The 14444-nt window shown below is 63.2% G+C and carries 16 protein-coding genes; 10 read left to right on the top strand and 6 right to left on the bottom strand.

The features are described 5' to 3' along the window. Window positions 1-104 precede the first annotated feature (104 nt). Entirely contained in the window at window positions 105-323 is a 219-nt protein-coding gene (locus ACF8RA_RS06910) for a DUF1127 domain-containing protein (protein ID WP_014591954.1), read from the bottom strand. A gap of 96 nt (window positions 324-419) precedes the next feature. Here ACF8RA_RS06910 and ACF8RA_RS06915 point away from each other — a divergent pair, with 96 nt between their 5' ends. Further along, complete coding sequence (locus ACF8RA_RS06915; RefSeq protein WP_176685630.1) at window positions 420-1271, top strand: LysR substrate-binding domain-containing protein; 852 nt, start codon at window positions 420-422, stop codon at window positions 1269-1271. A 28-nt stretch (window positions 1272-1299) separates the two neighbouring features. Here the strand turns inward: ACF8RA_RS06915 and ACF8RA_RS06920 are convergent, their stop codons facing one another. Continuing rightward, a complete protein-coding gene (locus tag ACF8RA_RS06920) occupies window positions 1300-2049 on the bottom strand; it encodes a sulfite exporter TauE/SafE family protein (protein ID WP_392518968.1) in 750 nt (249 codons plus the stop codon). Between the two features lie 113 nt (window positions 2050-2162). Here ACF8RA_RS06920 and ACF8RA_RS06925 point away from each other — a divergent pair, with 113 nt between their 5' ends. The 3 genes from ACF8RA_RS06925 to ACF8RA_RS06935 all read left to right on the top strand — a co-directional run bounded on the left by ACF8RA_RS06925 (window position 2163) and on the right by ACF8RA_RS06935 (window position 4198). After that, window positions 2163-3116 (top strand): LysR substrate-binding domain-containing protein, encoded by a 954-nt coding sequence (locus ACF8RA_RS06925; protein WP_392513954.1) that lies wholly within the window; start codon window positions 2163-2165, stop codon window positions 3114-3116. A gap of 58 nt (window positions 3117-3174) precedes the next feature. Continuing rightward, complete coding sequence (locus ACF8RA_RS06930) at window positions 3175-3630, top strand: MarR family winged helix-turn-helix transcriptional regulator (RefSeq protein WP_392487623.1); 456 nt, start codon at window positions 3175-3177, stop codon at window positions 3628-3630. Window positions 3631-3769: 139 nt separating this feature from the next. After that, window positions 3770-4198 (top strand): organic hydroperoxide resistance protein, encoded by a 429-nt coding sequence (locus ACF8RA_RS06935; RefSeq protein WP_021783109.1) that lies wholly within the window; start codon window positions 3770-3772, stop codon window positions 4196-4198. Between the two features lie 224 nt (window positions 4199-4422). On the opposite strand, the gene efp is transcribed toward ACF8RA_RS06935, so the two are convergent. Then, window positions 4423-4992 (bottom strand): elongation factor P, encoded by a 570-nt coding sequence (gene efp / locus ACF8RA_RS06940; RefSeq protein ID WP_003252871.1) that lies wholly within the window; start codon window positions 4990-4992, stop codon window positions 4423-4425. A gap of 48 nt (window positions 4993-5040) precedes the next feature. Continuing rightward, on the bottom strand, window positions 5041-6174 hold the full coding sequence (gene earP, locus ACF8RA_RS06945) for an elongation factor P maturation arginine rhamnosyltransferase EarP (protein WP_392513955.1): 1134 nt from the start codon (window positions 6172-6174) through the stop codon (window positions 5041-5043). 129 nt (window positions 6175-6303) lie between these two features. On the opposite strand from earP, the gene ACF8RA_RS06950 reads away from it, so the two are divergent. Then, window positions 6304-6702 (top strand): hypothetical protein, encoded by a 399-nt coding sequence (locus ACF8RA_RS06950; protein ID WP_176685635.1) that lies wholly within the window; start codon window positions 6304-6306, stop codon window positions 6700-6702. A gap of 2 nt (window positions 6703-6704) precedes the next feature. After that, window positions 6705-7175, top strand: a complete 471-nt coding sequence (locus tag ACF8RA_RS06955; protein WP_176685636.1) for a GreA/GreB family elongation factor — start codon at window positions 6705-6707, stop codon at window positions 7173-7175. Between the two features lie 114 nt (window positions 7176-7289). Here ACF8RA_RS06955 and ACF8RA_RS06960 read toward each other — a convergent pair whose 3' ends face one another. Continuing rightward, window positions 7290-8228, bottom strand: coding sequence for a LysR family transcriptional regulator (locus ACF8RA_RS06960; RefSeq protein ID WP_176685637.1), 939 nt, complete (start codon window positions 8226-8228; stop codon window positions 7290-7292). Window positions 8229-8346: 118 nt separating this feature from the next. Between ACF8RA_RS06960 and ACF8RA_RS06965 the strand changes: the two genes are divergently transcribed. Continuing rightward, window positions 8347-9096, top strand: a complete 750-nt coding sequence (locus tag ACF8RA_RS06965; RefSeq protein WP_176685638.1) for a 3-oxoacyl-ACP reductase family protein — start codon at window positions 8347-8349, stop codon at window positions 9094-9096. A gap of 39 nt (window positions 9097-9135) precedes the next feature. Here ACF8RA_RS06965 and ACF8RA_RS06970 read toward each other — a convergent pair whose 3' ends face one another. Continuing rightward, a complete protein-coding gene (locus ACF8RA_RS06970) occupies window positions 9136-10020 on the bottom strand; it encodes a LysR family transcriptional regulator (RefSeq protein WP_392518969.1) in 885 nt (294 codons plus the stop codon). 106 nt (window positions 10021-10126) lie between these two features. Between ACF8RA_RS06970 and ACF8RA_RS06975 the strand changes: the two genes are divergently transcribed. From ACF8RA_RS06975 to ACF8RA_RS06985, 3 genes are all read left to right on the top strand, one after another. Next, the gene (locus tag ACF8RA_RS06975; RefSeq protein ID WP_084852258.1) at window positions 10127-11314 is read left to right on the top strand and encodes an MFS transporter; all 1188 of its coding nucleotides are present in this window, start codon (window positions 10127-10129) and stop codon (window positions 11312-11314) included. Between the two features lie 202 nt (window positions 11315-11516). Continuing rightward, the gene (locus tag ACF8RA_RS06980) at window positions 11517-11897 is read left to right on the top strand and encodes a hypothetical protein (RefSeq protein WP_012053335.1); all 381 of its coding nucleotides are present in this window, start codon (window positions 11517-11519) and stop codon (window positions 11895-11897) included. A 317-nt stretch (window positions 11898-12214) separates the two neighbouring features. Further along, window positions 12215-14347: a TonB-dependent siderophore receptor gene (locus tag ACF8RA_RS06985; RefSeq protein WP_392518970.1), complete on the top strand. Its 2133-nt coding sequence runs from the start codon at window positions 12215-12217 to the stop codon at window positions 14345-14347. The last annotated feature ends 97 nt before the right edge of the window (window positions 14348-14444 follow it).

Genomic DNA, 14444 nt, shown 5'->3' on the forward strand with positions numbered 1-14444 from the left:
CGCGCGCTTAGAAGCAAAAGCCAAAGCAGGAGCAGAAGCAGAAGCAGAAGCAGAAGCAGAAGCAGAAGCAGAAGCAGAAGCAGAAGCGACTGCCACGCCTGGCATCACTTCCTCAGTGGATCATCCCAGAAATGCCGCTCGGCCTCTTGCTGGATATCCGCCCGACTCAACCCCAAGTCGCGCAAAGTTGCATCACTGAGGCTGGCCAGCTCCTGACGCTGACGGTACAACTCCAGCCAACGCGCCGGACGCTGCAGGGCCGCATGCCACAGGTAGCTCAGGGAAAAGGCAGGTTGCTGGATGCTGCTGACATGACCTTTCATCGTGAAGCCCTCCGTGTTGATGGCTTCAGTCTCACGCCAGGCATAAGATCAATCCAACGAATGTTTCTGATGCGATGCATCTCGGAGATTGATGCAATGTCCCAGTACCAGAGCCTCGACGCGGACGTCCTGCGCACCTTCGTAGCCATTGCCGAGCAAGGCGGCTTTACCCGCGCAGGCGAAGTGGTCAACCGCACCCAGTCAGCAGTCAGCATGCAGATGAAACGCCTGGAAGAAGACGTTCTGCAGCGCCAGCTCTTCGAACGTGATGGCCGTCAGGTGCGGCTGACCGCCGAAGGCCAGGTCCTGCTGGGATATGCCCGACGCATTCTCAAGTTGCATGGCGAAGTGTTCAACACCCTGCGCATGCCGCACATGGTTGGACTGGTGCGCATCGGCACACCGGACGACTACGCCATGCGCTTCCTCCCGACCATCCTGTCGAGCTTTGCCCAGGCCTACCCGCTGGTGCAGGTGGAAGTGCATTGCGACTCGTCCAAGCAGCTGATGCTGCGCCAGGATCTGGACCTGACCATCGTCACCCGCGAGCCCGGCAACGAGATTGGCCAGTTGCTGCGCCAGGAACGCCTGGTGTGGGCCGCAGCAGAAGGCTTTTGCCCGCACGAACAACGGCCGATGCCGGTGGCGCTGTTCAACACCGACTGCTTCTGTCGCGCCTGGACCTGCAATGCACTGGAGGCACAGGGCATCGATTACCGTATTGCCTACACCAGCCCAAGCCTGGCGGCGATCTTTGCCATCGTCACCGCCGGGCTGGCAGTGACCGCGCAGTTGCAGAGCCTGATCGGGGGCAACATCCGCGTACTGGGTGAGAGCGAAGGGCTGCCGCAATTACCGATGGCCAATGTAATGCTGGTGCGCAGTACCCAGACCCCCTCGCCCATTACCGACTGCATGGCCGACTACATCGTTGAGGGTTTCAAGTAATCTGGGGCCGCAAAGCGGCCCAAAAATCTCACAGCTCAAACCCCAGCATCACCGCACAGACCACCAGAAACACACAGAACATCGCCCGCAATGCCTTCTCCGGCAACGCGTGGGCCAGCTTCACGCCCCAACTGATGCTGAGCAAGCCCCCCACCGCCAACGGAATCCCCACCCCCCAGTCAACGCTATGGTGCACGCCATAGGTCACCAGCGTGACTACGGTACTCGGCGCCGCCAGCGCCAGTGACAACCCCTGCGCCACCACCTGGGTAGCGCCGAACACACTGGTCAGGACCGGCGTGGCCACCACGGCCCCACCCACCCCGAACAAGCCGCCCATTGTGCCGGCAAAGCTGCCCAGCACACCCAGCCACGGCCAGGCATGACGCAGCTCGGCACTCGGCGGCGACACCTTCATGAACATCCGCACCACGTTCCACACCGCCAGCACCACCAGAAAGCCGACAAAACCCAGGCGCATGGAATGCGCATCAAGCCCCACCGCCCAGATCGACCCCAGCCAGGCAAACAGAAAGCTGCACGCCGACAGCGGCAACGCATGGCGCAACGCGATGCGGTTGCGCTGGTGATACCGCCACAGCGCCAGCAACACGTTCGGCACCACCATCACCAACGCGGTCCCCTGCGCCAACTGCTGGTCCAGGCCGAACAACACGCCCAGCGCCGGAATCGCAATCAGCCCGCCACCAATGCCGAAGAAGCCCCCCATGGTGCCCAGGGCAGCGCCCAGCACGATATACAACAACCACTCGATCATCAGGGCCTCCTCCGCCTTTACCCATAATGCGAGCATGCTAACGATTGCGCGCTAGCGGGGAAACGCACAGCAGCGCACAATGGCTGTGCGCTTTTCGCAAAAGCAAGGCAACCATGAGCCCCGATACCCTGACCGACCAATTGAGCCTGTTCCTCGATGTGCTGGAAACCGGCAGTTTTTCTGCCGCCGCCCGTCGCCACCCGCTGACCCCGTCTGCGGTAGCACGGCGCATCGACAACCTGGAAAGCGCCGTCGGCAGCCGCCTGTTCACCCGCAGCACCCACGCAGTGCGGGCCACGCCTGCAGGCAACGCCTTTGCCGAGCGGGCCAGGCGCATCATCGAGGAGTTGCGCCTGGCCCGGGCCGAAGCGGTGTCACTGAGCAATGCCCCGGAAGGCCTGATCCGCATCGACGCACCTGCCGCGTTTGGCCGCCGCCACCTGGCCCCGGCCATTGCCGACTTCCTGGTGGCCTACCCGGGCCTGGACGTGCAACTGCGGTTGATCGACAGCTTCGTCGACCTGCATGGCAGCCACCTGGGCGAGGTCGACCTGGTGTTGCGCGCCGGCCCTTTGGCCGACACCCGTCTGGTCGCCACGCCGCTCGCCTACATGGTGCGCATCGCCTGCGCCAGCTCCGCCTACCTGGCCAGCCGCGGCATCCCCACCTGCCCCAGCGAACTGCCCGGGCATGACGGGCTGGACTGGGATGGCCTGGCGCCGCCGTTCGCCTGGCGCTTCAGTGTGGCCGGGCAAACCCGCCTGTACCGACCCGCGCGCATGCGCATGGCCGCCAACAATGCCGAAACCCTGCTGTTCGGCGCCCTCGCCGGCCTGGGGATAGCCCACCTTCCCACCTGGCTGATCAGTGAATACCTGCTGCGCGGCGAGCTTATCCCGTTGTTCTGCGACGGCGGCTTGCCTGAAGCCGAGACCAGCGGCATTTACGCGCTACGCCTGGCACATGAAACGAACTCTCGCAGCCGTTTGCTGCTCGAATTCCTCAAGAGCCGATTCAGCCCGATACCACCCTGGGACCTGGCCTTGCGCAGTGAACTGCGCGATTAACTCGCGCACTGATGATCAGCGTGCCAGAATTTTCCATTGATCACTTTCAAGGACCTGCATGAACGCCGACACCCAAGCCTCCTGTGACGAGCTGCTGCTGGACAACCAGGTCTGTTTTGCCCTGCACTCCACCTCGTTGCTGATGACCAAGGTCTACAAGCCGCTGCTGCAGGCGCTGGGCCTGACCTACCCGCAATACCTTGCCATGCTGGTGCTCTGGGAGCGTGACGGCCTGACCGTGGGCGAAATCAGCCAGCACCTGCTGACCGACCCAGGCTCGCTGACCCCGCTGCTCAAGCGCCTGGAAAGCGAAGGCCTGTTGCAGCGCAACCGCAGCCGCGAAGATGAACGGGTAGTGATGGTGCAACTGACCGACAAAGGCCGCGCCCTGCAACAGCAGGCCAAAGCGGTGCCGCAGTGCATTCTCAAGGCCAGCGGGCGCAGCCTGGAGCAGCTACAGCAACTGCAAGCCGACCTGCTGAACCTGCGCGACAACCTGCAAAAAAACCTCTGAACGCTATGCTGTGAAATGGCCGTTCCGATGAACGGCGATGATTTATCTTGCGCACTAATTAATTGCGCGCTAATTTAAATCCCACACCAACCCCGCCCTCCTGCAAACGGGAGTGCACAACACATTAGCGAGGCTCAAGATGCAAAAGGTCACTCCGCTGTACATCGCAGAAGCAACCTCCACCGGTGGGCGCGACGGCAAATCCCGCTCCAGCGACGGCAAGCTCGTCGTCAGCCTGAGCACCCCCAAGGAACTGGGCGGCGCGGGCGGTGACGGCACCAACCCCGAGCAGATGTTCGCCGCCGGTTACTCGGCCTGTTTCATCGGCGCCTTGAAATTCGTGGCCGGGCAAGAGAAGAAAGCCCTGCCGGCAGATACCTCGATCACCGCCAAGGTGGGCATCGGCCAGATCCCGGGCGGTTTCGGCCTGGACATCGACCTGCACATCAACCTGCCGGGCCTGGCCCAGGCCGATGCCGAAGGGCTGGTGGAAAAGGCGCACCAGGTGTGCCCGTATTCCAATGCCACCCGCGGTAATGTGGATGTGCGCCTGCACGTAACCGTCTAAGGCGCAAAGGCTTGCGCGATCCCCTGTGGGAGCGGGTTTACCCGCGAAGAATACACCGCGGTGGATGGCACGGGCTTCGCCCGTGTTCGCGGGCAAGCCCGCTCCCACACGGATCTGCGCCAGCTTTTAGAAATTGAGCACGACAGTTGCACCCACAAAAGCACGAGCACACAGGCATAAAAAAACCCGGCTTGCGCCGGGTTTTTTGCGTCTCGCAAGAAGCATTACTTCTTGGAACGGCCTTTGAAGCTGTTGTCGCGAGTGTCGATGTCGATCCACTCGTCGATCTGGATGAAGTCGGCAACCGAGATCTCGGTACCGTTCGCCAGCTTGGCAGGCTTCATGACTTTGCCGGAGGTGTCACCGCGAGCAGCGTTCTCGGTGTAGACAACTTTACGGCTGATGGTGGTCGGCAGCTCAACCGACACCAGACGGCCTTCGAAGAACACGGCTTCGCAGACGTCTTCCATGCCTTCTTCGATGTACGGCAGAACGGCTTCGATGTCTTCGGCGTTCAGCTCGTACATGGTGTAGTCGGTGGTGTCCATGAAGGTGTACTCGTCACCATTGATGAACGACAGGGTCGCTTCTTTGCGATCCAGGATCACGTCGTCCAGCTTGTCGTCCGCACCGTACACGGTTTCGGTCTTGTAGCCGGTCAGCAGGTTCTTCAGCTTGGTCTTCATGATCGCGCTGTTACGGCCCGACTTGGTGAACTCAGCTTTTTGAACCAGCCACGGGTCGTTGTCGATCCGCAGTACGGTACCGGGTTTCAGTTCTTTACCAGTTTTCATTACGAAGTATCCGAATCTGGATGGATTTATAAAAATCGAGGCCGCGTATCATAGCGAATTTCGGTAAAAGTGTACTAGCGCTTCGGCAAGGTCCGGCTGAGCGGCCTGTCGCGCCCCCCAAAGGCGGGCATGCTGCTGCAGTTCCGGCCAATGCTGGCGGGCCGCCCGCCAGGCCTGGCCCATGTCGAAATCCATGTTCCATGCACGCCACAGGCCCAACAGGGCTGCATCGGCATCGTCTGACAGGCCGCAGCGATAATGCGCGAGGAACGCTTCGAGCTTTTCCCAATGGGCATTCTCGTCCTGCACATAGATGTGCCACAGCATCGGCTGCCCCGCCCACTGCGCACGCACGAACGAGTCTTCGCCACGCACGGCATTGAAATCGCAGCTCCATAGCAGCCGGTCGAAGTCGTCCTGGCTGACGAAAGGCAGTACCTGAACGGTCAGCGCCCCACGCGTGCGCACATCACCCACGTGCAGCGGCCCCTCGCCCAGCCACTGGCTGAGCCCCGCGACGACGCGCCCTTGCGGGACCAACAGGTGGCAAGGCTGGTCAGCCGTGGCCAGGGCATCAAGCCAGTTGCCCAGCTGCGGGTTTTCATAGGCGAACAGCGAGATCAACAGTGCACCCGGCACAAGGTCTACACCAAGCCCCTGCAAAAAGGCACGGCGCGCCTCCGCCGACTGCTGGAACGCATCACGCCGGGCCAGCAGCGAACCCTCGCGCAGCAAACCGCCCGTTTTGTCGGTAAAGCCCGGGAAAAAGAATACCTTGCGCAAACCGTTGGGCTGCGGCGAAGGCAACCCATGGCAACCCTCCACCCAGTCCTCGGCACTCAGGTACTCGAGGTTGAGCCAGAGCGGCGGCTGCGGCCGGGCACGCATGGCCTCGACATACGCCGCCGGCAACTGGCAGGCAAACGCGCCGATCACCACATCGGCCGGCGCCACCGGCAACCACGCTGCCGGCCAGTGGCGCACATCCACGCCGTGCTGCCACTGTTGCGCAGCCGTGGCGTCGGCGCCAGGGCACATGGGCGTGAAAGCGTTGAGGTCATCCACCCACAGGCGCACCGCCAGGCCGTGCTCGGCCACCAACTGCCGGGCCAGGCGCCAGGTCACGCCGATATCGCCGTAGTTGTCGACGACGCTGCAGAAGATGTCCCAGGTGGCTTTCATGCGCCCCTCCCGTGCTGGTGCAAAAACCGCGAATTCTGCGCATAAATTGGCGCTGACAAAAGCACCTGCGCAGAAAAATGCCCAAGCGCATGCGACAATGCCCCCCTACCACGCTGCCAGGAGGCTGCCATGCCACGCCACCGTGAACTGAAGATCACCCTCAAGCCGTTGCCGTTGATCATGTGCGTAGCCTTGGGCCTATGGCTGGGCGCCATGGCCATTGCCGCGAGCCTGTGGCTGGCACAACAGTTGTGGCCCCAGCAGGTGCAACCCCTGGCCCAGGTTGTAGCCCCGCATGCAGACCGCCCCGTTGCAACGCCTGCACCGGCCCCAGCCCAGGATGCCCAGGCCGAGATGTTCGAACGCTACAAGGACATCCTGCACAAACAGGCGCTGCAACAGGCCGCCGATGCCGCACAGGGCAACCCGCGCAACCTCAACAGCCCCAAGTGCCAGTTCTGGCTGCAGCAAAACCGTACCGCGCCCACCGAAAAAAGCCAGGCCAACGTGCTGGAGTTCTGTTACTGACCATGGACAAGCCCCACCTGCTGGCGCTGATTGTCGCCACCCTCGAACATGACCTGGACGTGCTGACCCGCGCGGCGCAAACCGCCTACGAGGCCGCCACCGCCGAGGAGAACATCGCCGAGAACAAGTACGACACGCTGGGCCTGGAGGCCTCGTACCTGGCCACCGGCCAGGCCCGCCGCAGTGCCGAGATCCGCCAGGCGCTGGTGATCTACCAGCAGTTGCTGCTGCGTGATTATGACCCGGGGCGCGGCGTGCAGGTAAGCAACCTGGTGACCCTGGAAGATGAAGACGGCGGGCAGCGCCGGCTGTTTCTCGGGCCTGAGGCAGCGGGATTGAAGATTGGCGAGGGGGACGGGTTGGTGACGGTGATTACCCCACGATCGCCGCTGGGGCAGCTGTTGCTGGGCAAGCGGGTGGATGACGAGGTGAGCCTGGGGGCGCAGGTATCGTTCATTGTCGATGTTGTCTGAACCGGCCTCTTCGCGGGCACGCCCGCTCCCACAAGGTTCCCACTGTCTTCAGGGCTGTTATATCCCTGTGGGAACGGGCGGGCCCGCGAAAGGGCCGGCACAGGCAATAATTCTCTAGAGGGCCTGCAAGGCATCGAAACGCCCCGCCAGCCCCTGCTCGGCAAACTGCTCCACCACAAAATCGACGAACACCCGGGTCTTGCCCGGCAACAGCTTGTGCTCGGCGAAATACAGGCTGATATACCCATCGTCCACATACCAGTCCGGCAACACCCGCAGCAGCCGACCTGCCAGCAAGTAGGGCACGGCAAACGGCAGGCTCACCAGGGCAATACCCAGCCCCTGCTCGGCCACTGCGCACGCCGCGTCCGAATCGCTCATGGTCATCGCCTGGCGCAATTGCAGCGGCTGCTGCGCCTGCCAACGGCTGGTCAACGGCCACGAGCGCACCCGCCCGGTCTGCGGTGACCGGACCAGGATGCCGTCATGGCGTTGCAGCACTTGCGGGTCTTCTATCGGCGCGTGCCGCTGCAGATAGGCCGGCGCCGCCACCAACACCCGGTGCGCCGGGGTCAGCTTGCGCGCCACCACCCCTGGCGGCAGTTCGAAACCACCGCCAATCGCTGCATCGAAGCCCTGGCCGATCAGGTCGACCTGGCGGTTGTCGAAATGCCAATCCGGGGTAATCGCCGGGTATCGGCGCAAGAATTCCCCCAGCAACGGCAGCACGTACAAGCGCCCGAACACCGTGCCCATGCTCACCCGTAACGACCCGGCCGGCTGGCCTTCTGCACTGGCCAGGTTGGCCACGGCGTACTGGATGGTGCGAAAGCTGTCACTGACCTCGCCGAGAAAACGCTGCCCCGCTTCGGTCAAGGTCAGCTTGCGGGTACTACGCTGGAACAACCGCACACCCAGGCGCGCTTCCAGCTGCGCAACGTGCTTGCCCACGGCAGCCGGGGTAAGGCTCAGGCGCCTGGCGGCTTCGGCAAAACTGCCGACCTCGGCACTGCGGATGAAGCATTCCAACGCGCTGAACGATTCCATGGCCATGACTAGCAACCAAAGGTTTACTCTGCTGATAGTGATTGCCATCTTATCAGTAGGTAATCGTGCGCCGATACTGTGCCTATCCAAGGCATTTCGGCCTGGCTTCCAGCAGGAGAACAGCATGTCCAAGCAACTTACACTCGAAGGCAAAGTGGCCCTGGTACAGGGCGGTTCCCGAGGCATTGGCGCAGCCATCGTGCGGCGCCTGGCCCGCGAAGGCGCGCAAGTGGCCTTCACCTATGTCAGCTCTGCCGGCCCGGCTGAAGAACTGGCTCGGGAAATTACCGAGAACGGCGGCAAAGCCTTGGCCCTGCGGGCTGACAGCGCTGATGCGGCAGCTGTGCAGTTGGCAGTGGATGACACTGTGAAGGCCTTGGGCCGGCTGGATATCCTGGTCAATAACGCCGGTGTGCTGGCAGTGGCCCCGGTGACAGAGTTCGACCTGGCCGACTTCGATCACATGCTGGCCGTGAACGTACGCAGCGTATTCGTCGCCAGCCAGGCCGCGGCACGCTATATGGACCAAGGGGGTCGCATTATCAACATTGGCAGCACCAACGCTGAGCGCATGCCGTTTGCCGGCGGTGCACCGTACGCCATGAGCAAGTCGGCACTGGTCGGCCTGACCCGCGGCATGGCACGCGACCTCGGGCCGCAAGGCATTACCGTGAACAACGTGCAGCCCGGGCCAGTGGACACCGACATGAACCCGGCCAGCGGCGAGTTCGCCGAGAGCCTGATTCCGCTGATGGCCGTTGGGCGGTACGGCGAGCCGGAGGAGATTGCCAGCTTTGTCGCTTACCTGGCGGGGCCTGAAGCCGGGTATATCACCGGTGCCAGCTTGACGGTGGACGGTGGGTTTGCAGCCTGATTGAAAGGTTGCCTGTGCCGCGAAAAGGCCGGCACAGGCTTAGCCTTTCCTTGCCCCCAGGCCTTGTTCCATCACGTCCAGAAAAGCCCGGGCAGCCGGTGTGGGGCTGGACGACCACACCGCATACAAGTGCCGTACCGGCGCATCCACCAACCGCGCCACGGCCACCCCTTCGATGCCCTGAGCCACCCGCTCGGGCACCAGGCCGACGGCCATGCCCCGCTGCACGAATTTCTCCACCAGACGAACATGCCCGATCTCGAACTGCACCCTGCGCTGCAACCCCACCGCCTGAAACGCCTCGTCGGTCTGTCGTCGCGCCCCAGTGCCTTCGGGGAAATCCACCAACACTTCGCCTGCCAGGTCAGCCAGCGCCAGTTGTGCCCTGCCCGCCAAGCGGTGCCCCAACGGCAACACAGCGGCCAGTTCTTCCCTGGCCAGCAAGCGATGCTGCACCCCCTGCACCACCTCGCCCTGCCACAGCCCGATAAAACCCACGTCCAGGCGCCGCTCGAGCACATCAGCGATCAGCGATTCGCTCTTGGCCGTGAGCCAGCGTACATCCACATCCGGATGAAGACCGTGGAACACCGCCAACAGGTCGACCAGGTCCAGCGCGGTGAGCGAGCTGATTTCACCAATCGCCAGCCGCCCGCGTACCTGGCCGCAGGCCGCCGCCACATCATCGGCAATGCGCCGGGCCGCCTCCACCGCTGGCCGTGCACTGAGCACAAAGGCCTCCCCTGCAGGTGTCAGGCGCACCCGTCGCGAACTACGCTCGAACAGGCTCACCCCCAACTGCGCCTCCAGCCGCGCCACCTGATGGCTAAGCGCCGACTGCACCACATGGCAGCGCTCCGCCGCGCGGGTAAAACTGCCGGTGTCGGCCACGGCAAGGGCATATTCGAGCTGCTTGAGGTTCATCGATCTATCTGCTTTCAAGATGAATAGGTTGAAAACTATACATTGGTGTCATGCCTGGCACTTGCTGATAATCATCACCACACACGACTGCCCCCACGAGATTTGTATGCACACCCCCACTCTCAGCCGCGCCTTGATCCTGCTGATGGCCACCGCCACAGGCCTGGCCGTGGCCAGCAACTACTACGCCCAACCGCTGCTGCACAGCATCGCCCAGCAGTTTGGCCTGAGCACCGCCAGCGCCGGCAGCATCGTGATTGCCGCGCAGCTCAGCTATGGCGCCGGCCTGTTGCTGCTGGCACCGCTGGGCGACCTGTTCGAGCAGCGCCGGTTGATTACCGTGATGACCGTTGTCTCCACCCTGGGCCTGGTCATCAGCGCCTGTGCACCCAGCCTGCCCTGGCTGCTGCTCGGCACGGCGCTGACCGGGCTGTTCTCGGTGGTGGCACAGATCCTCGTGCCGATGGCAGCAACCCTGAGCGAGCCGCATCAGCGTGGGCGCGCGATCGGCACGCTGATGAGCGGCCTGCTGCTGGGCATCCTGCTGGCGCGTACTGCTGCCGGCTTCATGGCCGAGCTGGGTGGCTGGCGCAGTATCTACGTGCTGGCCGCCGTGCTGATGGCACTTACCGCGCTGGCGCTATACCGCAGCCTGCCGCAGCACCACAGCCACGCCGGGCTGAAATACCCGGCACTGATCGGCTCCGTGTTCCGCCTGTTCATCGAAGAACCCGTACTGCGCCTGCGCTCGCTGCTCGGTCTGTTGGCATTCAGCCTGTTCGCCCTGTTCTGGACACCCCTGGCGTTTCTGCTGGCGAAAGGTCCCTACCACTATTCGGATGCAGTGATCGGCCTGTTCGGCCTGGCCGGTGCGGCGGGTGCGTTGTCGGCCAACTGGGCCGGGCGCCTGGCGGACCGTGGCAAGGGGTCGCTGGGTACCACCGTGGGCCTGGTGGTGTTGCTGCTGTCGTGGGTGCCGCTGGGGTTTGCCGAACAGTCGCTGCTCGCCTTGCTGCTGGGCGTGCTGATGCTCGACCTGGCGGTACAGCTGGTGCATGTGAGCAACCAGAACGCGGTGATCGCCCTGCGGCCCGAGGCACGTACGCGGCTGAATGCCGGTTATATCACCTGCTACTTCATTGGCGGGGCGCTTGGGTCGTTGCTGGGCACGCAGCTGTTCCAGCGCCAGGGCTGGATGGGGATTGTGGTGGCCGGGCTAGTGATTGGCGGGCTGGGATTGCTGGTGTGGGGCCTGGCCGAGCGTAAGCGCAAGAACACCTTGCAGGTGGCCTGATAAATGACCACTGGATTCTTCGCGGGCACGCCCGCTCCCACAGGCGTATCACGGCCCTGAGGTTTGTGAAGCGCCCGCGAAGAGGCCATTGGCCACGGCGACAAAGTACCGCACTACCCTCCGTCGCAATGCCGTTGACTTGCTTGCCGGCGCAGCGCTCAGTAAGCGCTGGAAAATGCCCTTTCCCTGACAGGATGACTTTATGACAAGACTCACGGTGCAATCCGGCGACTTCTTGCAAGGTGAAGGCGAGTATCGCAATGGATCGCTCACACTCAAGACCGCGCGTAGCCCCTCACCCGGTGAACGGATTTCCCTGGCACGCATCAGCGACTTGCGGCTGGCCAGCCTGGAAACCAACCGCAGCCTTGGCAGCGCCTTGGGCTGGGGCGTGGCCGGCGCCCTGGTGGCAGGGCCAGTGGGGCTGCTGGCCGGGCTGTGGCTGGGTGGCAAGGAAGAGGAAGCGACCTTCCTGGCCACCTTCAAGGATGGACGCAAGCTGATGGCCATTACCGATGGCAAGACCTGGTCGAAGATCGATGACAACTGGCGGCAGCACAAGCGGCCGATCAGGACAGGCTGATTATCACGGGGCCCTGATCGTTTTATGGGGAAGGCGGCTGGTAATATGCCGCCTTTTTCATGGCCTGTGCCGGCCTCTTCGCGGGTAAACCCGCTCCTACAGGGATATCACCACCTGGGGTATCACCACCCGGTGCATCACCAATCGGTGTTTCACCAACCGGTGTATCGCCAACCGGCGTTTCACCAACCGGTGCATCGCCAACCGGTGTTTCACCACCCGGTGTTTCACCACCCGGTGTATCGCCAACCGGTGTAGGAGCGGGTTTACCCGCGAAAGGGCCAGTACAGGTATCGCGCATCCAGGAGCCCCACCGCATGCCCCCGCATCACCCCCGCCTGCCCCTGAGCCTGCTCAGCCTGGGCCTGGCCCTGCAGTGCCCCCTTGTGCTTGCCGAAGACAGCGTGGTGCTTGCCCCCTTGCAGGTCTCCGACACCTTCGCCAGCGATGGCTACCAGGCACGCCAGGCGGCTGTGGGCGGTTTCCAGCCCGCGCCGCTGCTCGACACTCCCGCCTCTGTCAGCGTGTTCAGCCAGCAGCTGCTGGAAGACCGCCAGGTCCGCAAGCTTAGCGAAGTGTTGCAAAGCGATGCGTCAGTCGGCGAAAGCTATGCGCCCATCGGCTACTACGAAAACTTCAATGTGCGCGGCTTCGGGCTGAACGCCGCCAGTAGCTATCGCATCAATGGCCAGACCATTGCCGGCGAGCAGAACGTAGCCCTGGAGAACAAGCAGCAGGTGGAACTGCTCAAGGGTCTGTCCGGGCTGCAGAGTGGTGTGTCGGAGCCGGGCGGCCTGATCAACTATGTGACCAAGCGCGCCGAAGACATACGCAGCGTCACGGTGTCGACCAACGAACAAGGCGAACGCTATCTGGCCACCGACCTTGGCGGCTGGTTCGGCAGCGAAAAGCAGTTCGGCCTGCGCGCCAACCTGGCCCATGAAGACATCCGCACCTACGTCGACCACGCTGACGGCAAGCGCGACTTCGCCTCGCTGGCATTCGACTGGCAGATCAGCCCGGATGCCACCCTGCAGCTGGATGCCGAGTACCAGCACCGCGAACAGGCGTCGGTGCCGGGTTACCAACTGCTCGGAGGCACTGAAGTGCCCCACGGCATCGACCCGGAAGACCGCCTGGCCTACCAGCATTGGGCAAAGCCCGTGCAGAACGACTCGTTGAACCTGGGCGGGCGCTTCGAATACCGTTTCAACGATACCTGGACCGGCACCTTGAGCGCCTCCCGCAGCAAAGTGGTGATCGACGACTACAGCGCGTTTGCCTGGGGTTCGAGCGAGGGGGCGTTTTTCGGCAGCAATGGTGACTACGACATCTATGACTTTCGCAGCCCCGACGATACCCGCCGTACCGACGAGGCACAGGCCATGCTCAACGGGCACTTCGATGCGCTGGGCGTGGGCCATGACCTAACCGTCGGTACCAGTGCGCAACGGCGTACGCTGGATCAGCGCCCGTACTACAACGAGTGGCTTGGTACCGGCAACATCGACACCGGCGCCCCTGCATTCGCCCCGTCCGACAAACCCGTAGGCGCCAGCGAACGTCGACTGGACAGCCGCCAGTACGGCTTGTTCATCAGCGACCGCATCAGCTTCAACGAGCAATGGCAGACCGTGCTGGGCGCCCGTGAAGTGCGGCTGGATGAAAAGACCTGGAACGAGAACGGCGTTGCCGGGCGCCACACACGCCAGTACGAGCTGCTGCCCAAAGCTGCGATTATCTACAAGCCGCAGCCGAACACCACGGTATACGCCAGCTACGCCAAGGGCCTGTCTGCCGGAGGCACGGCCCCCTGGTTCGCCAGCAATGCAGCTGAAATTCTTGCGCCCACCACGTCGCGCCAACTGGAACTGGGCCTCAAGCACGACTGGCAAGGCCTGAGCCTGAGTGCCGCCCTGTTCCAGATCCGCCAGGCTTACCAGTACGCACGCCCGGACGGCACCGGCAACTTCACCTACGTGCAGCAAGGCCAGCAGAAAAATACCGGCCTGGAACTGGGCGCCAGCGGCTGGGTGACCCCGAAGCTGCAGGTACAGGCCAGTGCCGCAGCCATCCGGGCACGAGTGCAGAACAGCGGTACCGATGACTACGAAGGCCACCAGGCAATCAACGTTCCCCGGTTCCGCGCGGCGTTGCACGCCGAATACAGCCTGCCAGTAACGGGCCTGGCGCTGCTGGGCGGGGCGCGGTACAGCGCCAGCAAGTATGCGAGCCAGGCGGGCAATGTGGAGGTTGGCGGGTACACCGTGTTTGATCTGGGTAGCCGTTACCGTACGCGGGTCGGCGGGTATGACACGGTGCTGCGGCTGACGGTGGATAATGTGTTCGACAAGCGTTACTGGCGCGATGTGGGCGATTACCTGGGGGACAACTACCTGTTCCAGGGGGCACCGCGTACCGCTCGGCTGTCGGCTTCGATCAGCTTCTAGATTGCCGGGGCCGCCCCCACAGGAAATCGGGTACGCCTGTGGGAGCGGCCTTGTGTCGCGATGGACTGCGCAGCAGCCCCAATGGCCTTGAAAAAAA

It is taken from the genome of Pseudomonas sp. FYR_5 (assembly GCF_043106315.1).
Taxonomy (GTDB): domain Bacteria; phylum Pseudomonadota; class Gammaproteobacteria; order Pseudomonadales; family Pseudomonadaceae; genus Aquipseudomonas; species Aquipseudomonas putida_Y.